Genomic DNA, 23,227 nt, shown 5'->3' on the forward strand with positions numbered 1-23,227 from the left:
ACCCCGATCATGCCGGCCCACGGATTCCCGGCCGGGCTGAGGATGTCCGTGACCCGGTGACGGGCCGGACCGGGTGGCTTCCACACCCGGCCCGGCCCGCCCGGTCGGCGATTACTGGACGTTGAAGCCCAGGTTGTACGCGCCGGTGCCGGAGGTGGCCACGACCACGTAGCGGTAGGTGCCGGTGCGGCCGGTGAAGGAGAGCGTCTTGACGCCGTCCCCGGTGCCGGTGGCCACGGTGCGGAACTGACCGTTGTTGTTCGCCCGCTGCAGCACCAGGTCGAAGCCGTCCGGGGCCTCCAGGCAGGCGGTGTGGGTGCCGGCGCGGGCCCGGTAGGCCCCACCGTTCGGCTGCGCCTGGGCCTGGCCGGCCCGGTTGATGGTGCCGTCACGCTGGATCGGCTGGGCGTCGCAGGAGGCGGTCTCGTTGCCGCCCTCCCCGGCCGGCGGCGCGGCCGAGCCCTCGGTGGTGACCAGGGTCAGGTCGCCCGCCGCCAGGATCTCGTTGAGCGGCTGGAAGAAGGTCTCGCCGCCGACCGTGCAGTCACCGGAACCACCCGAGGTCACACCCTGAGCCTGGTCGCCGGAGAGCCACGGGCCGCCGGAGTCGCCGCCCTCGGCGCAGACGTCGGTACGGGTCAGGCCGGTGACCGCGCCCTCCGGGTAGCGGACCGTCTGGTTCTTCGCCAGGATCGTGCCGCAGAACGTGCCGGTGGTGGAACCGGACCGGCAGACCGCCGCGCCGACCGGGGCCTCGGTGTTGCCGCCCACCGGCAGCACGTCGCCGTTGATGTCGTTGACCACGGTGGCGGTCGGGGTGAAGTTGTCGTTCGTCGCGACGAAGCCCATGTCGGCGGTGCCCGGGAAGACGGACAGCTCGACGGTGCCCTGCGCCACCCCGTCCGGGTCGGTGGTGGCGGTGCCCTCCTCGCCGCAGTGGCCGGCGGTCACGAAGCCGCCCTCCACCGAAAAACCGATGGAGCAGCGGGCTTGGCCGCCGCCGATGTCGATGAAGTACGGGTCCGCGCCGCGGATGTCGATCAGCGGCTTGGGCTGGGCGGCACTCACCTTCACGGTGACCGCGCCGGTGTTCACCCCGGCCCGCTTGGCGAGCGTGAGCGCCTGCGACTTCGCGCCCGGCTTGGCGACCAGCACCACCTTGTTGGTGGCCACGTCGACGTACCAGCCGGTCACGCCGGAGGCCTTGGCCAGTCCCGCGTCCAGTTTGGTCTTCAGCTCGTCGAGGTCCGCCTCGCTCCGCTTGACCAGCACCGGAACGGCACCGGCGGCCTTGACCGCGGACGCCGACCCGGAGTCGGTCACGGCGACCTTGAGCGTGTTGCCGTCCTCGGCCAGCCAGGCTCCGCCGAAGCTCTCGCCGGTCTGCGCGGCCAGGGTCGCCGAGACGCCACCGGCCCACTGCGAGCGGGCCAGCCGGGCCGCAGCCTGATCGCCGCTGAGACCGAGATCACGCTTCATCGCCGCGAGCAGATCCGGGGACAGACCCCCCGGATCACTCGCGACACGCGTACCGCTCGGCTTCCGCTCCGTGTCGGCCGACGACGGCAGGGTGAAGGCGACCGCCGCCGCACCCGCCGCCACCACAACCGCCGTCACTACGGCGATCGATCTGCGCTCCATCTGGTGAACTCCCTCCGCCACGGGTGCCGTGGGGGCGGCACCGGTGCCTGGGAGTACGCAGCCCGGCCGAAGATGGTTGAAAGCCGACCGTGATCCTTATGGATTCACAGGTTCTCTCAGACCTCGACGACCGTCGGCACGATCATCGGCCGCCGCCGATAGGCGTCGTTCACCCAGCGCCCGACCGTGCGGCGCACCACCTGTTGCAGCTGGTGGGTGTCGGTGATGCCGTCCTCGGCCGAGCGGTGCAGGGCCGCGGTCAGCAGCGGGATGACCGGGTTGAAGGCGTCCGGGTCCTCGGAGAAACCCTTCGCCGAGACGCTGGGCTCGCCGACCACCTTTCCGGTGACCGAGTCGATGACCACCGTCGCCGCGATGAACCCGCCGTCACCGAGGATCCGGCGCTCGGTCAGCAGCGACTCGCTGACGTCACCGACGGCCAGGCCGTCCACGTAGACGTAGCGGCTCTTGACCCGGCCGACCACGCGGGCGTGGCCCTCGACCAGATCGACCACGTCGCCGTCCTCGCAGAGCACCACCCGGTCCGGCGCGACACCGGTCTCGATGCCGAGCTGGGCGTGGGCGCGCAGATGCCGCCACTCGCCGTGCACCGGCATCAGGTTGCTGGGGCGCGTCACATTCAGCAGGTAACGCAGCTCGCCGGCCGGGGCGTGCCCGGAGACGTGCACCTTCGCCGTCTCCTTGTGCACCACCGTGGCGCCGGCCCGGGACAGCTGGTTGATCACCCGGTACACCGAGGTCTCGTTGCCCGGCACCAGCGAACTGGCCAGCACCACCGTGTCGCCGGAGGTGATGGTGATGTGCCGGTGGTCGCCGGTCGACATCCGGCCCAGGGCGCTCATCGGCTCGCCCTGCGAACCGGTGGACATGAAGACGATCTCGTCCTGCGGCATCCGGGCCGCCTCGTCCAGGCTGACCAGCAGGCCGTCCGGGATGCGCAGCAGGCCCAGATCACGGGCGATGCCCATGTTGCGGACCATGGACCGGCCGATCAGGGCGACCTTGCGGTCGAACTCCCAGGCCGAGTCCATCACCTGCTGCACCCGGTGCACGTGCGAGGCGAAGCTGGCCACGATGATCCGGCCCTTCGCCTTGCCGAAGATCGAGCTGAGCACCGGGCCGATGTCGCGCTCCGGCGTGACGAACCCGGGGACCTCGGCGTTCGTCGAGTCGGACAGCAGCAGGTCGACACCCTCGGCGCCGAGCCGGGCGAACCCGGCCAGGTCGGTGATCCGGCCGTCCAGCGGCACCTGGTCCATCTTGAAGTCGCCGGTGTGCAGCACCAGACCCGCCGGGGTCCGGATGGCGACCGCCAGCGCGTCCGGGATCGAGTGGTTCACCGCGAAGAACTCGCACTCGAACGGGCCGAGCCGCTCCACACCGCCCTCGCGGACGGTCAGGGTGTACGGGTCCAGCCGGCGCTCGGCCAGTTTCGCCTCGACCAGGGCCAGCGTGAACTCCGAGCCGACCAGCGGGATGTCCGGCTTGTGGGCCAGCAGGTAGGGCACCGCGCCGATGTGGTCCTCGTGCCCGTGGGTCAGCACGATCGCCTGCACGTCCTCCAGCCGGTCCAGGATCGGCGCGAAGTCGGGCAGGATCAGGTCGACACCGGGCTGCTCGACGTCGGGGAAGAGCACCCCGCAGTCGACCACCAGCAGCTTGCCGTCGTACTCGAAGACCGTCATGTTGCGGCCGATGGCGCCGAGCCCACCGAGCGGGATGACGCGCAGGGCGCCCTCCGGCAGCGGCGGCGGCGGACCCAGCTCCATGTGAGCGTTAGTCATTCGCCTCTTCCTGTCAGAGCACGATGCCGGCCGCGGCGGCGTCCTGGCGCAGTTGGTTCAACTCTTCTTCCCCGGCGTCGACGAGCGGCGACCGCACCGGGCCCGCGGGCAGGCCGAGCGCGGTCAGCCCGGCCTTCACCAGCATCGTCCCGGGGGACCGGAAGATCCCGGTGAAGAGCGGCATCGCCTGCCGGTGCCGGGCCAGCGCGGTGGCGACGTCGCCGCGTTCGAATGCCTCGATCATCTCCTGCACCAGCACACCGGTGAAGTGCGTCGAGGTGCCGACCAGCCCGACGCCGCCGATGGACAGCAGCGGCAGGGTCGCGCCGTCGTCGCCGGAGTAGTAGGCCAGATCGGTCCGGGCCAGCACCTGCGAGCTGGCGATCAGGTCGCCCTTGGCGTCCTTGACCGCGACCACCCGCTCGTGCTCGGCGATCCGGCACATGGTGTCGGTGGCGATCGCCGTGCCGGCCCGGTGCGGGATGTCATAGACCATGATCGGCAGCCCGGAGGCGTCGGCGACCTCACGGAAGTGCCGCTCCACGCCGGCCTGCGGGGGCTTGTTGTAATACGGCGTCACAACCAGCAGGCCGTGTGCGCCGGCTTTCTCCGCGGTGTGGGCCAGCTCGATGGTGTGCGCGGTGTTGTTGGTCCCCACACCCGCGATCACCTGCGCACGGTCCCCCACGGCGTCGATCACGACGCGGAGCAGTCGCTCCTTCTCCGCGTCGGTGGTGGTCGGGGACTCTCCGGTGGTGCCGCTGATCACGAGGGCGTCGTTGCGCTGCTCGTCGACCAGGTGGGCGGCCAGCCGGGCGGCGCCCTCCAGGTCCAGGGAACCGTCCGGGGTGAACGGGGTCACCATGGCGGTCAGCAGCCGTCCGAAGGGCCGCGGGTCGTGCGTCATACCTGACAACCTATCGGACGCCCGTGTCACACGTAGAAAGCGGTGAACGGCGCCCACGGGAGGTTACGCAGGATGCTCCAGACACCCCAGACCGCCATGAATGTGATCATGGCGGCCGGACTGATCGACAGCTCCGGCAACCGCAGGCCGAACACCTTGCGCCCGGCCCAGGCCACGTAGAGATAGATGAGGAACGGCACCGCGAAGACGAACACCACGTGATGCCGGGCCGCCGCGGTCAGGTCGCCGTGCAGCAGGAACCACGCCGCCCGGGTGCCGCCGCAACCCGGGCAGACGAAGCCGGTCAGATATTTCAGCAGGCAGGACGGCGGGTCGCCGGCCCCGGCCCCGGCCGGATCGGTGGCCAGGGTGTAGCCGACCGCGGCCCCGGCGCAGGTCAGCAGCGCCAGCGGGGCGAGCCAGATCGGGGACCGGGCGGACAGCCGGTTGACGAAACGCGTCAGCCGGTCGGGCTGGGGACGCGGATGGTGGAACCACTCCGGCGGCACCGGCGGGCCCTGGATCGGCTGATCGGCCAGCCAGGGGGGCAGCTGGACGGCACTCATGGCCGTCACGGTACACCCGCGGGGCTCTCGGACAGCGCGCTCGTCAGGGCGCCCACGAGGTCACCCCGCTCCGGCGCCGCCACCGCGGACAGGCCGAGCCAGCCGGCCAGCCGCCACAACTCGGCGGCCAGGGCGGCGGCGGTCTCGTCCGGATCGGCCCCCGGCTCCAGCCACGCGGCCGGGATCAGCAACTCGCCGGTCCGCCGATCGGCCTTGAGGTCGACCCGGGCGGTGAACCGGTCACCCTGCAGGAACGGGAGCACGTAATAGCCGTACAGCCGCTGGGGCCGGGGCACGTAGATCTCGATCCGGTAGGTCATCCCGAACAGCCGCTCGGTGCGCGCCCGCTCCCAGATCAGCGGGTCGAACGGGCTGACCAGCGTCGACCCGGCCACCCGGCGCGGCAGCCGGGCCTCGTGGTGCAGCCAGGCGCCCCGCCACCCGGGAACCGTCACCGGCCGCAGCACCCCGGCCTCGGCCAGCTCGGCGATCGCCTGCCGGCACGGCTGCAGCGGCAACCGGAAATAGTCACGCAGCTCGGCCTCGGCGGCCACCCCGAGCGCCCGGGCGGACAACTCCACCAGGGTGCGGAACGCCTCGGCCGGCTCCGGGGTGGGCGCCTCCAGCACCGCCGGCGGCAGCACCCGCTCGGGCAGGTCGTAGCGCCTGGCGAACGAGGTGGTCCGCTCGGCGGCGGTCACCTGCCCGGAGTAGAAGAGCCACTCCAGCGCCTGCTTGACCACCGACCAGTTCCACCCCCAGTGGTCCTTGGCGCGCGGGGCGTCGTGCTCGATCTCGGCGGCGGTGATCGGGCCGCGCTCGCGCACCTCGCCGAGCACCCAGGCGACCAGCTCGGGCTGCTCCACCGCGATCCGCCGCATGCCACCCCAGGCCAGCTCGTGCGCCCGCGCCATCCGCCAGCGGAACAGCGGCTGCAGGTCGGTGCGGATCAGCGACGCCTCGTGACCCCAGAACTCGAACAGCTCACGGGGCCGCCGGTAGGCCGCCCGCTCCAGCAGACCCGCGGGGTACGGCCCGAGACGGCTGTAGAGCGGCATGAAGTGGGCGCGCTGCAACACGTTGACCGAGTCCATCTGGATCAGATGCAGACGGCGCAGCACCCGGCGCAGGTGACGCAGATCGGTGGCGCCACCGGGCCGGGGATCGGTGAAGCCCTGGGCCGCCAGGGTGATCCGGCGGGCCTGGGCGACGGAGAGAGATTCGGGCACGGCCACCGGGGCAGCCTAAACTCCGGGTGTGACAAAGTTGCCGCCATGGCACTCGGCTTCGTCCGTCCCGCCCGTCCCGAGGACGCCGCGGAGATCGCACGCATCCAGCTCTCCACGTGGCGTACGGCGTATCGGCGGATGTTCCCGCCGCACGTGCTCGCCAACCTGGACGAGGAGTATCTGGCCCGGGGATGGGCCGAGGCGATCGGCGCGCCACCCTCGCCGCGGCACCGCGTGCTGATCGCGGTCGAGCAGGGTGAGACGGTGTCGACCGTGGTCGGGTTCGCCGGGTCCGGCCCGGCCGACGAGCAGGCCCTGGCTCCCGAGGAGAAACCGCTCGGCGACGACGTCGCGGCCGTCACCGACCTTCTCATCGAACCGCGCTGGGGTCGTCGCGGGCACGGCAGCCGCCTGCTGGCGGCGGCCGTGGACAACTGGCGTGACGACGGGTTCCGGACCGCGGTGGCCTGGGTCTACGACGCGGACACCGCGATGAAGGCGTTCCTCGGCTCGACCGGCTGGGAGCCGGACGGCGCGGGCCGGGCCCTGGACGTCGACGATCTACTCGTCCCTCAGGTCCGGCTGCACGTCGCCATCTGATCCGTGTGGTCCTTTCCGGTGCGATCCGCACCGGAAAGGACCACGGAACAGGGGTCAGTCCGCCAGCAGCGGGTCCAGGCCGATGGTCAGGCCCGGACGCTGCCGGACGGCACGCACCGCGAGCAGCACGCCCGGCATGAACGAGGACCGGTCCAGCGAGTCGTGCCGGATGGTCAGCGTCTCACCGGTGGTGCCGAACAGCACCTCCTGGTGCGCGACCAGGCCGGACGCCCGGATCGAGTGGATCCGGACCCCGTCGGCGTCGGTGCCCCGGGCGCCGAGCTGCTCCTCCTTGGTGGCGTCCGGCATCGGGCCGAGGCCCGCCTCGGCCCGCGCCTCGGCGATCACCCGGGCGGTGTGCACCGCGGTGCCGCTCGGCGCGTCCAGCTTGCGCGGGTGGTGCTGCTCGATGATCTCGACCGACTCGAAGAAGCGGGCCGCCCGGGCGGCGAACTGCATCATCAGCACCGCGCCGATGCCGAAGTTGGGCGCGATCAGCACCCCGACCTCAGGTTCGGCCGCCAGCCAGCCGCGCACCGTCGCCAGCCGCTCATCGGAGAAGCCGGACGTGCCGACGACCACGCTGATGCCCTGCCCGACGGCCCATTTCAGGTTGTCCATCACCACGTCGGGGTTGGTGAAGTCGACGAGCACCTGGGCGCCGGCCGAGGAGGCCTGGAACAGCTCCTCACCCTGATCGATCATCGAGACCAGAGTGAGGTCGTCGGCGGCATCGACCGCTTTGCACACCTCGAGGCCCATCCGGCCCCGGGCGCCGAGAACACCGACACGAAGGTTTTCAGTCACTCCGTCAACTTAACGTACCCCGAGCGCCGCTCCCACCAGCGCTCACCGAGCCCCACCACCAGGAAGACCACCCCGACGTACGCCCATCCGACCAGCACGTCGATCACCCAGTGCTCGGCCGTGTAGACCAGGGTGAAGGTCATCGACAGCGGGTAGGCGAACAGCACCGGCCACAGCCACTTCTTCACCACCGGCAGGAAGAACACCACCGACATGAAGGCGAACGCGGTGTGCAACGACGGCATCGCGGCCACCGGGTTGGACGCCTCCACCTGCAGCGCGTTCAGGGTGTTGCCGGCGCCGTGCAGGCCGATCGCGGTCCAGCCGTTGGTGGAGATCCGCTCCGCCACGACCAGCGAACCGTGCTCCGGCAGGGCCGCCCACCACGGCGGCGCGGCCGGGTAGAGGAAGTAGGTGATCAGCCCGAACAGGCAGAGCAGGAACCAGCGGCGCATGAACCGGGCCCACTGGTGCCGGGACCGCATCCACAGGATCACCGCGATCGTCGGCATGGTCAGGAAGTGCGAGAAGTAGACGATCGAGACGGTCACCTCCCACCACTGCACCACACCCGGCTGCCACAGCTGCTCCTGCAGCCACTGGGTCGGGGTGAGGCCGTCGGTGAGCCAGCCGAAGGCCCACTTGTCGAAGGCGATCAGCTCGGTGACGTGCGGGGCGAAGAACTTGTCCGCGTAGCCCCGGGACACGTTGTAGAGGACCAGGAGCAGGCAGATCGGCAACCAGTCGCGCAGGAAGCGCAGATGGGTGCGCCACGGCTCGTGGTTGCGCCAGGCGATGGTGGCCAGCCACAGCCAGCCGAACGCGATCAGCGGATCACTCGTCGGCACGCCGACGAAATGGACCCCGACGGCGAAGAGCACCGCCCAGATCAGCATCCCGATGATCCGCCGGCGCCGGAGATCCGGTGGCGGCGAGCTCGGGCTGGTCTCGGGCGGTGTCTCCAGTGTCGTCACGGGGAACAAGAGTAGGACCAGGGGTTACCAGGAGGGTAATTCATCCTCATCGAAGGGCCCCACCACGGCCAGCGACAGCGGCCGCGCGAACAGGTCGGCGGCCACCGCGTTCACCTCGTCCACGGTCACCGCGTCCACCCGGGCCAGCAGCTCGTCGACACTCATCAGGTCGCCGTGCAGCAGCTCCGACTTGGCCAGCCGGCTCATCCGCGAACCGGAGTCCTCCAGGCCCAGCACGTACGACCCCTTGGCCATGCCCTTGCCCCGGACCAGCTCCTCGGCGGTGATCCCGTCGGCCGCCACCCGGGCCAGCTCCACCCGGATCAGGTCGAGCACCTCCCGGGACTTGGCCGGGGCACAACCGGCGTACACGCCGACCAGGCCGCTGTCGGCGTAGTGGCTGGCGTAGGAGTAGACCGAGTACGCCAGACCGCGCTTCTCCCGGATCTCCTGGAACAGCCGGGACGACATGCCGCCGCCGAGCACGTTGTTGAGCACACCGAGCGCGAACCGCCGCTCGTCGTGCCGGCCGATGCCCACCCCGCCCAGCACGATGTGCGCCTGCTCGGTGTCCCGGTGCAGGACGACGTCGTGGGCCTTGCGGGCGCGTACCCGCCTGGTGCCCGGCCGCGGCGTGGCGCTCTCCGCCGGCCCGGTGTCCAGCGGGGTGCCGGCCAGGGCCTTACGGACCATCCGGACCACCGTCGCGTGATCGAGGTTGCCGGCCGCGGCGATCACCACCTCCGGCGCCGTGTAGTGGCGCCGGTAGAACCGGTGGATCTGGTCCCGGGTCATCGGGGTGATCGACTCCGGGGTGCCGGAGATCAGCCGCCCGAGCGGGTGGTCGCCGAAGATCGCCTCGGCGAAGACGTCGTGCACCTCGTCACCGGGCTCGTCCTCGTGCATGGCGATCTCCTCCAGGATCACGCCACGCTCGGTCTCCACGTCGGCCGGCTCCAGGATCGAGTCGGCCACCGCGTCCACCAGCACGTCCACCGCCAGCGGCAGGTCAGCGTCGAGCACCCGCGCGTAGTAGCAGGTGTACTCCTTCGTGGTGAAGGCGTTGGTCTCGCCGCCGACCGCCTCGATCTCCGAGGAGATCTGCAGCGCGGTGCGCTTGTGGGTGCCCTTGAAGAGCAGATGCTCCAGGAAGTGCGAGGCGCCGTGCAGCGACGGCGTCTCGTCCCGGGAACCGATCCCCACCCAGATGCCCAGAGCGGCGCTGCGGGTGGTCGGGATCGCCTCGGTGACGATGCGCAACCCGGACGGCAGGACGGTCTTCTTCACACCGTCCTGCAGAGTCTTGGTGACGACACGGGCCGGCCTTCCGGCCGGCCCGTTCTCGCTGGTGGCTGTCACTTACTCGCGACGCTCTCCACGGTCACCGCCGGACGGGCGCGACCGGCGGCGGGGCTCGCCGCCACCCTCGCGGGGCTCACGCGGCGCCCGCTCCGGCTTGCCCTCACCGGACGCGGCGGCCGGGGCGGCGGCCGCCGGGGCCTCCTCACCCTCGGGCCGGACCTTGTCCAGGTAGATCTTGCCGCGCTGGTCGATGTCCGCGATCTGGACCTCGACCTTGTCGCCGACGTTGAGGAAGTCCTCGACCTTCTCGACCCGCTTGCCGTCGCCCACCTTGGAGATGTGCAGCAGACCGTCGCGGCCGGGCAGCAGCGAGATGAAGGCGCCGAACGCGGCGGTCTTCACCACGGTGCCGAGGAACTTGTCGCCGACCTTCGGCAGCGTCGGGTTGGCGATCGCGTTGATCCGCTCGACCGCGGCCTCGGCGGCCGGGCCGTTGGTCGCGCCGACGTAGATCGTGCCGTCGTCCTCGATCGAGATGTCGGCGCCGGTCTCGTCCTGGATCGCGTTGATGGTCTGACCCTTCGGGCCGATCACCATGCCGATCTTGTCGACCGGGATCTTCACGCTGGTGACGCGCGGGGCGTACTCGCTCATCTCGGCCGGGGCCTCGATCGCCGCGGTCATCACCGCGAGGATCGTGGCGCGGGCCTCGTGCGCCTGCGACAGCGCGCCGGCCAGCACGTCCGACGGGATGCCGTCGAGCTTGGTGTCCAGCTGCAGGGCGGTGACGAACTCGCTGGTGCCGGCGACCTTGAAGTCCATGTCACCGAACGCGTCCTCGGCGCCCAGGATGTCGGTCAGCGCGACGTACTCGGTCTTGCCGTCGACCTCGTCCGAGATCAGGCCCATGGCGATGCCGGCGACCGGCGCCTTCAGCGGCACACCGGCGCTGAGCAGGGCCAGCGTCGAGGCGCAGACCGAACCCATCGAGGTGGAGCCGTTCGAGCCGAGGGCCTCGGAGACCTGACGGATCGCGTACGGGAACTCCTCGCGCGACGGCAGCACCGGCACCAGGGCCCGCTCGGCCAGCGCGCCGTGACCGATCTCGCGGCGCTTCGGCGAACCGACCCGGCCGGTCTCACCGGTCGAGTACGGCGGGAAGTTGTAGTTGTGCATGTAGCGCTTGGTCTTCTCGGGGGCGAGAGTGTCCAGCGACTGCTCCAGGCGCAGCATGTTCAGCGTGGTGACACCCAGGATCTGGGTCTCGCCGCGCTCGAACAGGGCCGAACCGTGCACCCGGGGCAGCACCCCGACCTGCGCGGTCAGCGGGCGGATGTCACGCGGGCCACGGCCGTCGATGCGGACCTGCTCGCGCAGCACGCGCTGCCGGACCTCGGACTTGGTGACCGAGCGGAACGCCGCGCTGATCTCCTTCTCGCGGCCCTCGAACTGAGCGTCGAGCAGCTCGTGCGCCTTCGCCTTGACCAGGTCGAGGGACTCCTCGCGCTCCTGCTTGCCGGCGATCTTCAGCGCCTCGGCGACCTCGGCGCGGACCGCGTCGGAGACGGCGGAGTAGACGTCGTCCTGGTAGTCCAGGAAGACCGGGAAGTCGGCGACCGGCTTCGCGGCGATCTCGGCCAGCTCGCTCTGCGCGCGGCACAGCTCGCGGATGGCCGGCTTGGCGGCCTCCAGACCGCTCGCGACGACCTCCTCGGTGGGCGCGGTGGCGCCGGCCGAGATCAGCTTGATCGCGTGCGGGGTGGCCTCGGCCTCGACCATCATGATCGCGACGTCGCCCTCGGCGGTGACGCGGCCGGCGACGACCATGTCGAAGGTGGCGCGCTCCAGCTCCTCCAGGGTCGGGAACGCGATCCACTGGCCCTCGACGTGCGCGACGCGGGTCGAGCCGACCGGGCCGCTGAACGGCAGGCCGGAGAGCTTGGTCGACATCGAGGCGGCGTTCATGGCCACGACGTCGTACGGGTGCGACGGGTCGAGCGCGAGGACGGTCTCGACGACCTGGACCTCGTTGCGCAGGCCCTTGGTGAACGACGGGCGCAGCGGCCGGTCGATCAGGCGGCAGGTGAGGATGGCGTCCTCGGACGGACGGCCCTCACGCCGGAAGAACGAGCCGGGGATGCGGCCCGCGGCGTACATCCGCTCCTCGACGTCGACGGTCAGCGGGAAGAAGTCGAAGTGGTCCTTCGGCTGCTTGCTGGCGGTCGTCGCGGAGAGGACGGTGGTGTCGCCGAGCTGGACGATCACCGAACCGGCGGCCTGCTGGGCGAGGCGGCCGGTGGAGAACACGATCTCCCGGGTGCCGAACGTGCCGTTGTCGATGACGGCCGTGCGGGATTCGTTACCGAGAGCGTTGTTCTGCTCTGTCATGAAGTGCGGTACTCCTTCGTCGAGGACCCGGCGGTCAACAGCGCGTTTCAGTCGAGCCGGTCTTCGATCGAAGTGCCCAGGAGTCCTGCCTGGGAACCACTACCGAGGACCGGTGCTGACGGGTGTGATCCGCGCGGGTCCGTGGGGTGTCAATGGTGCTTCCCGGGGGAGTTCTCCACTCCCCCGGGAGTCAAACTATCGGCGCAGGCCGAGGCGCTCGATGAGCGTCCGGTAACGCGCGATGTCCTTCTTCTGAACGTAGTTCAGCAGGCGGCGGCGCTGACCGACCAGCAGCAGCAGGCCACGACGGCTGTGGTGGTCGTGCTTGTGCACCTTGAGGTGCTCGGTCAGGTCGGCGATCCGCTTGGTGAGCATCGCGACCTGAACCTCGGGCGAACCGGTGTCGCCGTCCTTGGTCGCGTACTCGCCCATGATCTTGTTCTTGGTCTCTTGATCGAGCGCCATGTTCTCCGGAATTCTGTGTTGCCGATTGCACGGTTACCCCGCGACCCGCGGCGTCGGGCAGGCAGGCGGGACCGGTGTCGGATATCCCAACGACGAATCAACCCTACCAGGGGGTCAGCCCAGCAACATCCTGGTCTCTTCGACGTCGGCCCGGATCTGCGCGATCAACGGTTCGATGGCGTCGTATGTCCGCTGCTCACGCAGATGACCGGCGAAATCGAGGCTCACCCGCTCGCCGTACAGATCACCGTCGAAATCGAGCACATAGGCTTCGATGCGCCGCTCGGTCCCGGAGAAAGTCGGATTGGTGCCGATCGAAACGCTCGACGCGCGCCGGACCCCGTCCGCACCGGTGAACCAGGCCGCGTAGATGCCGTCCGCCGGCACCGCGGCATAGCGGTCCGCCATCAGATTGGCGGTCGGGAAACCCAGCTCGCGCCCGCGCTGATCACCGCGGACCACCACACCGGAGAGGCGGTGCGGACGGCCCAGCGCGATGCTCGCGGCCCGCACGTCCCCGGCGTCGACACAACTGCGGATGTACGTCGAAGAGAAGACCAGCCCACCCTCGGAGACCAGTGGAGCGTCCTCGACCGTGAAGCCGAAGGTGCGCCCCAGCGACTCCAGCATGGTCACGTCACCGGCGGCCCGGTGCCCGAACCGGAAGTTGTCGCCGACCACCACGGCCGCCGTGTGCAGCGACTCCACCAGCACGTCGTGCACGAACTCGTCCGGCGACAGCTGGGAGAACGCCGGCGTGAACGGCACCACACAGAGCGCGTCGACGCCGAGCGCCTCGATCAGCTCCGCCTTGCGCACCGGCTCGGTCAGCACCGCCGGGTGCGAGCCGGGCCGGACCACCTCGGCCGGGTGCGGGTCGAAGGTCATCACCACCGACTGAAGATCGAGGTCACGGGCCCGTTTCACGGCATGCCCGATGATCGCCTGGTGGCCGCGGTGCACACCGTCGAAGACGCCGATCGTCACGACCGATCGGCCCCACCCCGACGGGACCGAGTCGAACCCCCGCCATCGCTGCATCGAAAACGCTCCTCCGCCGACAGAATCCGTCCTAGCGTATCGATCGTTCAGCCGCGCGGCATGAGCCCTGGTCCGGCCCCCGCATCAGGCCCACCTCGATACCATGAAAGGTGATTTTCGCGGTTTTCTTGGCCAACCCTTTTCGGGTACGGGTGACCGTGCCCCTCATCGCGAGGTGTCACCATGTCACCCGGGAACTCCACGGCTTCCACCGAGACCGAACCGCCCACACCTCCCGGGCCGGACCGGCCGCCGCTGACGATCAAGCTGCGCAGCGCGGTGCCACCGCCCGGCTGGCCGTCCACCCCGCAGTCCGCTCCGCCGCCTGTCCCGTCGTCCGCCCAGTCCTCCGCATCGCCGGCCGTTTCGCCCTCCGGGGACCCCGAGCCGGCGCCGCGGTCGGCCTGACCCGCCCCCGGGTCCTCCGGCACCGCCGGCCCCGGAAAGGGTGGACGGCCTCAGGCCGGGGCCAGGACGATCTCGGCGCGGGCCCGGCCCTCCCGTTCGCTGACGATGGCGAGCACCTCGCCGGCCGGATCGAACACCGCGTACGGCCCCTCGATCCCGACACTCCCGAGCGGGCCGCCGTGACGCAGGATCCGGGTCTCGTCCTCACTCGCGGTCCGGTGCGGGAACGCCCGCCGGGCCGCCTCGGACAGCGGCAGACCGATCACGTCGGGGGCGCGTTCCTCCAGCTCGGCCAGGGTCGCCGCGGCATCCAGGGCCATCTCGCCGACAGCGGTCCGGCGCAGCGCGGTCAGGTGACCACCGACACCCAGAGTGGCGCCCAGGTCGCGGGCGATCGCCCGGATGTAGGTGCCCGACGAACAGGTCACGTCCACGTCCACGTCGATCACGTCCCGGCCCTCGGGCCGCCGGATGTCCAGGACGTCCAGGCGGTGCACGGTGATCCGCCGGGCCGGGATCTCGACCGTCTCGCCGTCGCGGACCCGCTTGTAGGCGCGCTCGCCCTTGATCTTGATGGCGCTGACCGCGCTGGGTACCTGATCGATCTCACCGGTCTGCGCGGCGAGCCCGGCCCGGATCGCCTCGTCGGTGACCGCACCGGCCGGAACGGTCGCGGTCACGTCCCCCTCGGCGTCGTCGGTGACGGTGGTCTCACCGAGCCGGATCGTGCCGAGGTAGCTCTTCTCCGACCCGATCACGTAGGTCAGCAGCCGGGTGGCCCGGTTGACGCCGATGATCAGGACGCCGGTGGCCATCGGGTCCAGGGTCCCGCCGTGCCCGACCCGCCGGGTCCTGGCCAGCCGCCGGATCCGGGCGACCACGTCGTGCGACGTCATCCCGGCCGGTTTGTCCACCACGATCAGCCCATCCGTATCCACCCGCCCACCCTATTTCCCCACCGCCCGGCCCTCGGACCCCCACCCCACACCACGACGTGGCACACAGACGCTCACCCGGTGTGCCCCGGTGCGGCACGCGGTCAGCGGGTGGCGCCGACGATCAGCCATTTCGGGGAGCGCCAGCGCCAGGTCAGCCCGGCGAAGCGGGCCAGGGTGAACAGCGCCAGCCCCGCCCACACCCCGCCCAGACCCAGGTCGAAGGCGTAGGCCAGCCAGATCGCCGGCAGGAAGCAGAGCAGTGCGGACAACACCGTCAGGGTACGGAGATAGGCCACGTCCCCGGCCCCGATCAGCACCCCGTCCAGGGCGTACACCACCCCGGCCACCGGGAGCAGCGCGACGAACCACGGCCAGATCACCGCCGCCTGGGCGTGCACCGCCGGGTCGGGGGTGAACCAGGTGGGCACCACCGAGGATCCGGCGGCCGCGGCGAGCGCGAAGGCCACCGCCGCCACCCCACCGGCCCGGGTGACCCGGCGGGCCACGTCCCGGGCCTCCTCCGTGTCCCCGGCCCCGAGGGCGGCCCCGACCAGGGACTGCGCGGCGATGGCGACGGCGTCCAGGGCGAGGGCGGCGAAGAACCAGAGTTGCAGCACGATCTGGTGGGCGCCGACGGCGGCGATGCCGAAGCGGGCGGCCACCGCGGTGGCGGACAGGAAGCAGGCCTGGAAGGCGGCGCCGCGGATCAGCAGGTCGCGGCCGAGCACCACCTGCCGGACGATGATCGACGGGATCGGCCGCAGCTCACGGGTCTCGCGGACCAGCATGACGAGGAAGAGCAGGCCGCCGAGGGTCTGCGCGGTGACGTTGGCGATCGCCGAGCCGGTCAGGCCGAGCCCCGCGGGGTAGACGAGGATCGGGCACAGCACGGCGGAGAGCACGTTGGCGCCGAGCACGATCCACAGCGGCCGGCGGGTGTCCTGGACGCCGCGCATCCACCCGTTGCCGGCCGCGGCGAGCAGCAGGCCGGGTGCTCCGAGGACGGCGATCCGCAGCCAGCCGGCGGCGGCCTCGGCGGTTTCCGGGTCGCCGGCGAGCACCCCGGCCAGCGGCCCGGCGGCGATCATGCCGAGCAGGGCGAGCAGGGTGCCGAGCCCGAGGGCCAGCCAGGAGGCCTGGACTCCTTCGGCGACGGCGGCGGCCCGGTCGCCGGCGCCGTAGTGGCGGGCGGCCCGGCCGGTGGTGCCGTAGGCCATCAGGGTGCCGAACCAGACGCCCACCGACATCACGGTGCCACCGATGGCGACGGCGGCCAGTGGCACCGGGCCGAGGTGTCCGACGACCGCGGTGTCGACCAGGACGTAGAGCGGTTCGGCGGCGAGGACGACGAGCGCGGGCAGGGCCAGGCCGGCGATCCGGCGGGCGGTCGCGGTGCGCGCGTCAGCGGGCGGGCTCATGGATGCCCATGATGCCCGCCCGCCGGTAATGAGCGCAATGCGGCCCGCCACTTACATCACGGCGGGCCGGGTAGTGCTACTGACGCGTGTCCAGGGAGGTCTGCAGCGCGCGGCGCGCCTGCTCGGCGGCGTCGTCGGCGGACCGGGGCGCCGGCTCGGCGGCGGCCGGCGGCTTGCGGGCCGTGAAGGCGGCGGGAAGCGCGGTGCCGCGAGCGGCCACGAGGGTGGTCATCAGAGAGAGATCCTTCCGGTGGTACGGGCGCACCACATGATCCGGGCGCGCCCATGAATCGGTCGAGCGGGGCGTCACATGGCCGGCCCGGGATCGCCGGGACCTCTGGCGCTGATGACGCGACCCGGGCCGGTGGACCCGGGCGGCTCGAGGTGTCGCGATGGGCGTCGGTGGCGGCCCGCGCGAAACCAAATCACCGTTCAGCTCCCAAACTAACGTTCAGGACCGGCCGCGCAGGGCCCGATCCCGCGATCCGAGATGGGAAAGCCCGCCGAACAGGTGAAACATCGATCAGATCAGGTAACGGTCGAGGAGCCCCCGGACCGTGTCGACCACCTGGGCGGCCTCGCCGTATCCGGTGAATCCGGCCGCCAGGCGGTGGCCTCCGCCACCCTGCGAGATCGCCACGCCGCTCACGTCGACCGCGCCCTTGCTGCGCAGTGACACCGACCACTCGCCGGCCGCCGCCTCCTTGACCACCACCGAGACGTCCGCCTCGGCCACCGACCGGACCGGGTCGATCAGCGTGTCCAGGATGTAGGGCGGCTGCCCGTGCCGGTCCAGGTCGGCGAGCGTGGCGTAGGTCCACACCATGCCCCGCCCACCGGCCGCGGACGGGTCCAGGATCGCCCGCCCGAGCACCTCACCGGTCAGCCGCATCGCCCCGAACGGCTTGCTGTCGAAGATCCGCCGGGAGATCTCGCCCGGCCGGATCCCGGTGGCGATCAGCCGCGCCGCCAGCTCGTGCACCGCGACAGTGGTCATGTCGAACTTGAACGAGCCGGTGTCGGTCGCCAGCGCCACGTAGAGGCACTCGGCGATCTCCGCGTCCAGCTCCACCCCGAGCCGGCGGAGCAGCTCCTCGGCCACCACCGAGGTGGCCGCCGCGGCCGGGTCGACCAGCTGCACGCCGCCGAACCCGGTGTTCGACGCGTGATGGTCCAGAACCACGCCGGCCGGCGCCCCGGCGAGCAGGCCCGCCAGATCGCCGAGACGCGACTCGCTCGCCACGTCGAAGACCAGGACCAGGCGCGGGGAGACGAAGGCGTCACCGGCCGGCACGAGCAGGCCGGAACCGGGGAGATCGGCGTACGGGCCGGGCACGGCGAAGTCGCCGGGGAAGGTGGCCCGCAGTCGCGTGTAGCCCAGGCGGCGCAGCCCCAGCCCGAAGCCGAGCATGCTGCCGAGCGCGTCCCCGTCCGGGTTCACGTGGCAGATGAGCTGGACCTCGTCGCCGGTACCGGCCGAGCGGACCGCCGCGACGGCGGCGGCCCACTGCTCGGCCGTCGGCCCGGTCGGGGTCACCCCTCCTCGCGCGCGCCGACCCGCTCCGGCTCGTCGCCGGCCTCGTCGTCGTCGCTCTTGTACGGATCGGCGTCACCCGCGTACTTCGCACCGGCCGCGAGCCGCTGGACCTCCTGGTCCCGGTTGCGCGCCTCGGTCAGCAGATCGTCGATCTCCTTGACGTGGGTCTGCACGTTGTCCAGCACGAACGTGAGGCTGGGCGAGTGCCGCAGCTTCAGCGCGTGCCCGACCCGGGTGCGCAGCATCCCCTTGGCGCTCTCCAGCGCGGCCGCGGTCGAGGCCTGCTCGGTCGTGTCACCGAGGACCGTGTAGAAGACCGTGGCCTCCCGCAGGTCGCCGGTGATCCGGGCGTCCGTGACCGTCAGCATGCCGAGACGGGGATCCTTGATCTCCCGCACCAGCGAAGCCACCAGCTCACGAATGCGCTCCGCGTGCCGCCGCGTCTTGGCTGGGTCCGACATATCGCCCACCTCCGGACTGTGAATCCCGCGGGGCTCCAACCGCCCCCGCCCTAACTGCTGAAGCCTACCCAGGCTCAATCGTCATCGCCGTACAGCCGCCGCTTGACCGAGAGCAGCTCGATCTCCGGGCGGCCGGCCATCTGGTTCTCGCAGGTGTCGACGACGGCACGGGCCTGGGACGGCTCGGCGGCCACCACCGCCACCCCGATCAGTGCCCGGCCGTGCCGGTCGTGCAACCCCACCTCGGCCACGCTGACGTCGAACTTCTTGAGCATCGCGATGATCGGGCGAACATACGAACGCTTCTGCTTCAGCGACTGCGAGTCACCGGGCAGGAGCAGGTCGAAGACTGCTGTCTCGGTATACATCAGCGAGCAGGTTACGCCCGCCGGGCGGCCGGGTCAGCCGGATTTCCGGGCCACCAGTACATCCCGCTCGATGCCCTGGTCCACCCGGTGGTCGACCGGAAGGTACTCGACGATCTCCAGCCCGGCCGCGAGCAGGATGTCCTCGGCCAGCTCCCGCTTGGCCACCTTGGTGTTCCAGGACAGGCCGATCGCGCCACCCGGGCGCAGCAGCGGCAGCCACTGCGGGACGGCCCGCTCCAGCAGGTCCAGCGGGCGCCGGGAGATGCCGCCCTCGTCGTCGTAGCTGCCGTGGGCCACCCCGTACGGCAGATCGGCCACCAGCACGTCGGCCACGTTGCCCCGGATCAGCCCGTCCAGCCCGGTGGTGTCGGCGTTCAGCACGATCAGCTTCTGCACCGCCCCGGACTTGTGATCGTCCTTACTCGCGGCCATCGTCACCTCCAGCCGGCGGGCGGCCCGGCGACCCTGGCGGCGCACCGGCACCAGGTCGGCGGAGTGCTTGAGCCGCTTGCGCTTGAGCCAGGTCTGGAGGAACAGCTTGTACGCCTCCACGTCCTTGCCGTCGATCTCCACACCGATGCCGTCCCACCCGTACATCAGGGCCTGGTTGAGGGTCGTCCCGCGCCCGCACAGCGGGTCCAGCACGGTGAGCCGGCCGTCGAGCATCCGCCCGGCCGACGCCGAGGCCAGCACGGTCAGGTTGAGCACCAGCTTGGTGAACTGCTCGTTGGTCTTGCCCGCGTACTTCGGGATGGTGATCAGGTCGCTGTCGTAGTGGGCCAGCGGGGACAGCGCCAGCGGGCGGAGCAGGTCGTCCTCGACGCGCTCGAAGAGGGCGTAGGCCGAGGAGAGATTCGAGATGTACGCGACATCACGCTCGGAGAGCTCGGCGGCGAACGTCAGATACTCCACACCACCGATCAGTGTGACGTCGATCTCGTCGAGCCCCGAGGACAGCACCGGGCCGAACGCGGCCAGCTCCGCCTGGGACATGCGGGACGCCTGATCGGCGTAGACGCGGTTGGCGGACGGGGCGAGCAGCATGGCATAGCGGGACATGTGGCCATTCTGCCGAGACGGCCCCCGGCGCCGAAGCACCGGGGGCCGTCGTCAGACCGTTGCCCTTACGCGCGAACCTTCTCGCGCATCTCCCAGGTCTCGATGACGTCGCCGACCTGCGGCGAGCCGTAGCCCTGGAGGGTCAGACCACACTCGAAGCCCTCGCGGACCTCGGTCGCGTCGTCCTTGAACCGCTTGAGCGAGCTGATCGTGACGCTGTCGGCCACCACCACACCGTCGCGCAGAACCCGCGCCTTGGTGTTGCGGCGGATGAGACCCGACCGGACGATACAACCGGCGATGAGACCGATCTTGGACGAGCGGAAGACCTCGCGGATCTCCGCGGTGCCCAGCTCGACCTCTTCGTACTCCGGCTTGAGCAGGCCCTTGAGCGCCGCCTCGATCTCCTCGATGGCCTGGTAGATCACGCTGTAGTAGCGGATCTCCACGCCGGCGCGGTCGGCCATCTCCTTGACCTTGTTGGAGGCCCGGACATTGAAGCCGATGATCGTCGCGGTCTGCTCCGACGAGGCCGACGCCAGGTTGACGTCGCTCTCGGTGATCGCACCGACGCCGCGGTGGATGACCTTGAGCTGGATCTCGTCCGGAATCTCGATCTTGAACAGCGCCTCTTCGAGGGCCTCGACCGAACCGGAGCCGTCGCCCTTGATGACCAGGGTGAGCGAAGCCTTCTCGCCCTCCTTGATGTCCCGCATCATCTCGTCGATCGACTTCGGGCGGCTCGAGTTCGCGAAGGTCGCCGCACGGCGGCGAGCCTGCCGCTGCTCGGCGATCTGGCGGACGGTGCGGTCGTCCTCGGCGGCGAGGAACGTGTCGCCCGCGCTCGGGACCGAGGTGAGACCGAGCACCAGGACCGGACGGGCCGGGCCCGCTTCGGCGACCTGGTGGCCGTTCTCGTCGAGCATGGCCCGGACGCGACCGTGCGCGCCACCCGCCACGATCGAGTCGCCGGCCCGCAGCGTGCCCTTCTGCACCAGGACGGTGGCCACGGCACCGCGACCCTTGTCCAGGTGCGCCTCGACCGCGACACCCTGGGCGGGGCCGTCGATCGGGGCGGTCAGCTCGAGCGCCGCGTCGGCGGTCAGCAGGACGGCCTCGAGGAGGTCGTCGATGCCGATGCCGGGCTTGGCCGCCACGTTCACGAACATGGTCTCGCCGCCGTACTCCTCGGCGAGCAGGCCGTAGTCGGTCAGCTGCTGCCGGACCTTGTCCGGGTTGGCGTCCGGCTTGTCGACCTTGTTCACCGCGACCACGATCGGCACGTCGGCCGCCTTGGCGTGGTTGAGCGCCTCGACCGTCTGCGGCATGACGCCGTCGTCGGCCGCGACCACCAGGATCACGATGTCGGTGACCTTGGCACCACGGGCACGCATGGCGGTGAACGCCTCGTGACCCGGGGTGTCGATGAAGGTGATCGCCCGGTCCTCGCCCTGGTGCGGAACGACGACCTGGTAGGCACCGATGTGCTGGGTGATGCCACCCGCCTCACCGGCCACCACGTTGGTCTTGCGGATCGCGTCGAGCAGCTTCGTCTTACCGTGGTCGACGTGACCCATGACGGTCACGACCGGCGGACGGGTGACGAGACGCTCCTCGGCCACCTCGGCGTCGAGGTCGATGTCGAACCGCGCGAGCAGCTCGCGGTCCTCGTCCTCGGGGCTGACGATCACGACCGTGAAGCCCAGGTGCTCGCCGAGCAGCAGCAGGGTGTCGTCGGACACCGACTGCGTGGCGGTCACCATCTCGCCCAGGTTGAACATCTCCTGGACGAGCGAGCCCGGGTTGGCGTTGATCTTGTCGGCGAAGTCGGAGAGGGACGCCCCACGGGACATCCGGATCTCCTGGCCGTTGCCACGGGGAGCACCCGACGACATCTGCGGAGCCGACAGGTTGTCGAACTCTTGACGCCGCTGCTTCTTCGACTTGCGGCCACGGGTCGGCCGGCCACCCGGACGCCCGAAGGCACCCGCGGCACCGCCGCCACGACCACGGCCACCGCCGCCACCGGGACGACCCGGGGCACCGCCGACCGGACCGCCACCGCCGGCACCGGGGCCACCGGGACGGAAACCGCCACCGGCACCGCCGCCGCCACCGGGACGGAAACCGCCACCGGCACCGCCGCCGCCACCCGGGCGGAAGCCGCCACCGCCGCCACCGCCACCGCGGTAGCCGCCACCGCCGCCGCCACCGGGACCGCCACGGCCGCCACCGGGACCGCCGGGACGACCGGCGCCGCCACCGGGACCACCCGGGCGGGCCGGGCGCTGCGCCGGCATGGAGGAGGGGCTGGGACGCGGCGGCATCGAGGCGGGACTCGGCCGCGGCGGCATGCCGGCCTGGTTCGGGCGCGGAGGCATGCCGGGCTGGTTGGGACGCGGCATCGAGGCCGGCGACGGACGCGCCGCGCCACCACCGGAGACACCGAACGGGTTGTTACCCGGACCACGGGCGGGCGGACGCGGAGCGCCACCGGCGGGACCGGGACGGGGACCACCGGGGCCACCCGGACGGGGGGCGCCGGGAGCACCGGGACCACCCTGGTTACGGCCGGCGGCCGGGGAACCCGGACGCGGCGGGACACTGCCCGGACCCGGGCGGGGACCGGGACCGCGCTGGGCGCCACCCTCGGTCGTGCCCTGCGGGCGGCGCTCGGCATCCCGCGAACGGGCGGCCTGAGCCTCACGGGCGGCCTTGACCGAGGCTTCCTGCTCGGCCTTCAGCGCCTGGGCGCGGGCCTCGGCGGCAGCCACCTCGATGTCGTGGGCGCTGGCCGGTTTCGCGATCGGACCGGGCCGCGGGCCCGGACGACCGGGAACCGGAGGCTTCGGACCGGAGAACGGTCCGGGCGCCGGCGCCGGAGAAGTAGGGGCGTTGGGCGCTTCACCCTGCGGCGGGCCCGGCCGGCGCGGCGGCTGAGGCCGCCCCATCGGGGGTCCCGGGCGCGGGGCCGGGGACGGGCTCGATCCACCTGCGGTGGGAGCGCTGGGCGCCGGAGAGGACGAGGACGCCGGGATGGCGCCGCCCTGCTCCAGAGCACCACGGAGCCGACGGGCCACAGGGGCCTCGACGGTGCTCGATGCGGATTTGACGAACTCGCCCATGTCCTTGAGCGTGGCGAGAACGGTCTTGCTGTCGACCCCGAGCTCTTTGGCGAGCTCGTGTACGCGGGCCTTGCCTGGCACTGCACTCCTCACTTTGAGGTCCGTGCGAGCAGTACCCGCAGAGACCTCACTCGTGCACTAGAAGCCTGGTCATTTCAGGGACTTCATCGTGTGCTCATCTGGGTCGT

The 23,227-nt window shown here is 71.2% G+C and carries 21 protein-coding genes (1 of these 21 running past the window's edge); 2 read left to right on the forward strand and 19 right to left on the reverse strand.

Annotation, left to right across the window (positions count from 1 at the left end):
* Positions 1 to 60: the 3' portion of a YbjN domain-containing protein gene (locus tag ACQ0O7_RS21115; RefSeq protein ID WP_430783855.1), read on the forward strand. 417 nt of this gene lie to the left of the window's left edge; only the last 60 of its 477 coding nucleotides appear in the window; its start codon lies off the left edge, out of view; the stop codon is at positions 58 to 60.
* A gap of 51 nt (positions 61 to 111) precedes the next feature.
* Here the strand turns inward: ACQ0O7_RS21115 and ACQ0O7_RS21120 are convergent, their stop codons facing one another.
* The 5 genes from ACQ0O7_RS21120 to ACQ0O7_RS21140 all read right to left on the reverse strand — a co-directional run bounded on the left by ACQ0O7_RS21120 (position 112) and on the right by ACQ0O7_RS21140 (position 6,154).
* The gene (locus ACQ0O7_RS21120) at positions 112 to 1,641 is read right to left on the reverse strand and encodes a S1 family peptidase (RefSeq protein WP_430783856.1); all 1,530 of its coding nucleotides are present in this window, start codon (positions 1,639 to 1,641) and stop codon (positions 112 to 114) included.
* 116 nt (positions 1,642 to 1,757) lie between these two features.
* Positions 1,758 to 3,446 carry a ribonuclease J gene (locus ACQ0O7_RS21125; protein WP_430783857.1) on the reverse strand — a complete coding sequence of 563 codons (1,689 nt, stop codon included), beginning with the start codon at positions 3,444 to 3,446 and terminating at the stop codon, positions 1,758 to 1,760.
* Between the two features lie 13 nt (positions 3,447 to 3,459).
* Positions 3,460 to 4,353, reverse strand: coding sequence for a 4-hydroxy-tetrahydrodipicolinate synthase (dapA, locus tag ACQ0O7_RS21130; protein ID WP_430783858.1), 894 nt, complete (start codon positions 4,351 to 4,353; stop codon positions 3,460 to 3,462).
* Positions 4,354 to 4,379: 26 nt separating this feature from the next.
* Positions 4,380 to 4,919 (reverse strand): DUF2752 domain-containing protein, encoded by a 540-nt coding sequence (locus ACQ0O7_RS21135; protein WP_430783859.1) that lies wholly within the window; start codon positions 4,917 to 4,919, stop codon positions 4,380 to 4,382.
* Positions 4,920 to 4,924: 5 nt separating this feature from the next.
* The gene (locus tag ACQ0O7_RS21140) at positions 4,925 to 6,154 is read right to left on the reverse strand and encodes a winged helix-turn-helix domain-containing protein (protein WP_430783860.1); all 1,230 of its coding nucleotides are present in this window, start codon (positions 6,152 to 6,154) and stop codon (positions 4,925 to 4,927) included.
* 39 nt (positions 6,155 to 6,193) lie between these two features.
* Here ACQ0O7_RS21140 and ACQ0O7_RS21145 point away from each other — a divergent pair, with 39 nt between their 5' ends.
* Positions 6,194 to 6,748, forward strand: a complete 555-nt coding sequence (locus ACQ0O7_RS21145) for a GNAT family N-acetyltransferase (protein WP_430783861.1) — start codon at positions 6,194 to 6,196, stop codon at positions 6,746 to 6,748.
* Between the two features lie 54 nt (positions 6,749 to 6,802).
* Here the strand turns inward: ACQ0O7_RS21145 and dapB are convergent, their stop codons facing one another.
* The 14 genes from dapB to infB all read right to left on the reverse strand — a co-directional run bounded on the left by dapB (position 6,803) and on the right by infB (position 23,120).
* Positions 6,803 to 7,555 (reverse strand): 4-hydroxy-tetrahydrodipicolinate reductase, encoded by a 753-nt coding sequence (dapB, locus tag ACQ0O7_RS21150; protein ID WP_430783862.1) that lies wholly within the window; start codon positions 7,553 to 7,555, stop codon positions 6,803 to 6,805.
* Positions 7,552 to 8,451, reverse strand: a complete 900-nt coding sequence (locus tag ACQ0O7_RS21155; RefSeq protein WP_430784016.1) for a phosphatase PAP2 family protein — start codon at positions 8,449 to 8,451, stop codon at positions 7,552 to 7,554. The genes dapB and ACQ0O7_RS21155 overlap by 4 nt, the downstream gene beginning before the upstream one ends.
* Before the next feature lie 102 nt (positions 8,452 to 8,553).
* Positions 8,554 to 9,888, reverse strand: coding sequence for a M16 family metallopeptidase (locus tag ACQ0O7_RS21160; protein ID WP_430783863.1), 1,335 nt, complete (start codon positions 9,886 to 9,888; stop codon positions 8,554 to 8,556).
* Positions 9,889 to 12,219 (reverse strand): polyribonucleotide nucleotidyltransferase, encoded by a 2,331-nt coding sequence (locus tag ACQ0O7_RS21165; protein ID WP_430783864.1) that lies wholly within the window; start codon positions 12,217 to 12,219, stop codon positions 9,889 to 9,891. It abuts the gene before it with no gap.
* A gap of 195 nt (positions 12,220 to 12,414) precedes the next feature.
* Positions 12,415 to 12,684 (reverse strand): 30S ribosomal protein S15, encoded by a 270-nt coding sequence (gene rpsO / locus ACQ0O7_RS21170; RefSeq protein WP_045741481.1) that lies wholly within the window; start codon positions 12,682 to 12,684, stop codon positions 12,415 to 12,417.
* A gap of 114 nt (positions 12,685 to 12,798) precedes the next feature.
* The gene (locus ACQ0O7_RS21175; RefSeq protein ID WP_430783865.1) at positions 12,799 to 13,725 is read right to left on the reverse strand and encodes a bifunctional riboflavin kinase/FAD synthetase; all 927 of its coding nucleotides are present in this window, start codon (positions 13,723 to 13,725) and stop codon (positions 12,799 to 12,801) included.
* Positions 13,726 to 14,183: 458 nt separating this feature from the next.
* Entirely contained in the window at positions 14,184 to 15,071 is an 888-nt protein-coding gene (gene truB / locus ACQ0O7_RS21180) for a tRNA pseudouridine(55) synthase TruB (protein WP_430783866.1), read from the reverse strand.
* A gap of 101 nt (positions 15,072 to 15,172) precedes the next feature.
* A complete protein-coding gene (locus tag ACQ0O7_RS21185; protein ID WP_430783867.1) occupies positions 15,173 to 16,489 on the reverse strand; it encodes an MATE family efflux transporter in 1,317 nt (438 codons plus the stop codon).
* Between the two features lie 76 nt (positions 16,490 to 16,565).
* Positions 16,566 to 16,721 (reverse strand): hypothetical protein, encoded by a 156-nt coding sequence (locus ACQ0O7_RS21190; protein ID WP_430783868.1) that lies wholly within the window; start codon positions 16,719 to 16,721, stop codon positions 16,566 to 16,568.
* A 291-nt stretch (positions 16,722 to 17,012) separates the two neighbouring features.
* Complete coding sequence (locus tag ACQ0O7_RS21195) at positions 17,013 to 18,026, reverse strand: DHH family phosphoesterase (protein ID WP_430783869.1); 1,014 nt, start codon at positions 18,024 to 18,026, stop codon at positions 17,013 to 17,015.
* Positions 18,023 to 18,487, reverse strand: a complete 465-nt coding sequence (rbfA, locus tag ACQ0O7_RS21200; protein WP_430783870.1) for a 30S ribosome-binding factor RbfA — start codon at positions 18,485 to 18,487, stop codon at positions 18,023 to 18,025. Before rbfA ends, ACQ0O7_RS21195 begins: the two co-directional genes overlap by 4 nt.
* A gap of 74 nt (positions 18,488 to 18,561) precedes the next feature.
* On the reverse strand, positions 18,562 to 18,855 hold the full coding sequence (locus tag ACQ0O7_RS21205; RefSeq protein WP_430783871.1) for a DUF503 domain-containing protein: 294 nt from the start codon (positions 18,853 to 18,855) through the stop codon (positions 18,562 to 18,564).
* A gap of 33 nt (positions 18,856 to 18,888) precedes the next feature.
* Entirely contained in the window at positions 18,889 to 19,914 is a 1,026-nt protein-coding gene (locus tag ACQ0O7_RS21210) for a TRM11 family SAM-dependent methyltransferase (RefSeq protein ID WP_430783872.1), read from the reverse strand.
* Positions 19,915 to 19,979: 65 nt separating this feature from the next.
* A complete protein-coding gene (gene infB / locus ACQ0O7_RS21215; RefSeq protein ID WP_430784017.1) occupies positions 19,980 to 23,120 on the reverse strand; it encodes a translation initiation factor IF-2 in 3,141 nt (1,046 codons plus the stop codon).
* Positions 23,121 to 23,227: the final 107 nt, after the last annotated feature.

It is taken from the genome of Actinoplanes sp. G11-F43 (genome assembly GCF_050589265.1).
In the GTDB taxonomy this organism is placed as follows: Bacteria; Actinomycetota; Actinomycetes; order Mycobacteriales; family Micromonosporaceae; genus Actinoplanes.

Excerpts from the sequence above, each read along its gene's own strand:
- ACQ0O7_RS21120 (WP_430783856.1), bottom strand. The coding sequence starts at position 1,641 with ATGGAGCGCAGATCGATCGCCGTAGTGACGGCGGTTGTGGTGGCGGCG.
- ACQ0O7_RS21125 (WP_430783857.1), bottom strand. The coding sequence starts at position 3,446 with ATGACTAACGCTCACATGGAGCTGGGTCCGCCGCCGCCGCTGCCGGAG.
- dapA (WP_430783858.1), bottom strand. The coding sequence starts at position 4,353 with ATGACGCACGACCCGCGGCCCTTCGGACGGCTGCTGACCGCCATGGTG.
- ACQ0O7_RS21135 (WP_430783859.1), bottom strand. The coding sequence starts at position 4,919 with ATGAGTGCCGTCCAGCTGCCCCCCTGGCTGGCCGATCAGCCGATCCAG.
- ACQ0O7_RS21145 (WP_430783861.1), top strand. The coding sequence starts at position 6,194 with ATGGCACTCGGCTTCGTCCGTCCCGCCCGTCCCGAGGACGCCGCGGAG.
- ACQ0O7_RS21155 (WP_430784016.1), bottom strand. The coding sequence starts at position 8,451 with ATGCTGATCTGGGCGGTGCTCTTCGCCGTCGGGGTCCATTTCGTCGGC.
- ACQ0O7_RS21165 (WP_430783864.1), bottom strand. The coding sequence starts at position 12,219 with ATGACAGAGCAGAACAACGCTCTCGGTAACGAATCCCGCACGGCCGTC.
- rpsO (WP_045741481.1), bottom strand. The coding sequence starts at position 12,684 with ATGGCGCTCGATCAAGAGACCAAGAACAAGATCATGGGCGAGTACGCG.
- ACQ0O7_RS21175 (WP_430783865.1), bottom strand. The coding sequence starts at position 13,725 with ATGCAGCGATGGCGGGGGTTCGACTCGGTCCCGTCGGGGTGGGGCCGA.
- ACQ0O7_RS21185 (WP_430783867.1), bottom strand. The coding sequence starts at position 16,489 with ATGAGCCCGCCCGCTGACGCGCGCACCGCGACCGCCCGCCGGATCGCC.
- ACQ0O7_RS21190 (WP_430783868.1), bottom strand. The coding sequence starts at position 16,721 with ATGACCACCCTCGTGGCCGCTCGCGGCACCGCGCTTCCCGCCGCCTTC.
- rbfA (WP_430783870.1), bottom strand. The coding sequence starts at position 18,487 with ATGTCGGACCCAGCCAAGACGCGGCGGCACGCGGAGCGCATTCGTGAG.
- ACQ0O7_RS21205 (WP_430783871.1), bottom strand. The coding sequence starts at position 18,855 with ATGTATACCGAGACAGCAGTCTTCGACCTGCTCCTGCCCGGTGACTCG.
- ACQ0O7_RS21210 (WP_430783872.1), bottom strand. The coding sequence starts at position 19,914 with ATGTCCCGCTATGCCATGCTGCTCGCCCCGTCCGCCAACCGCGTCTAC.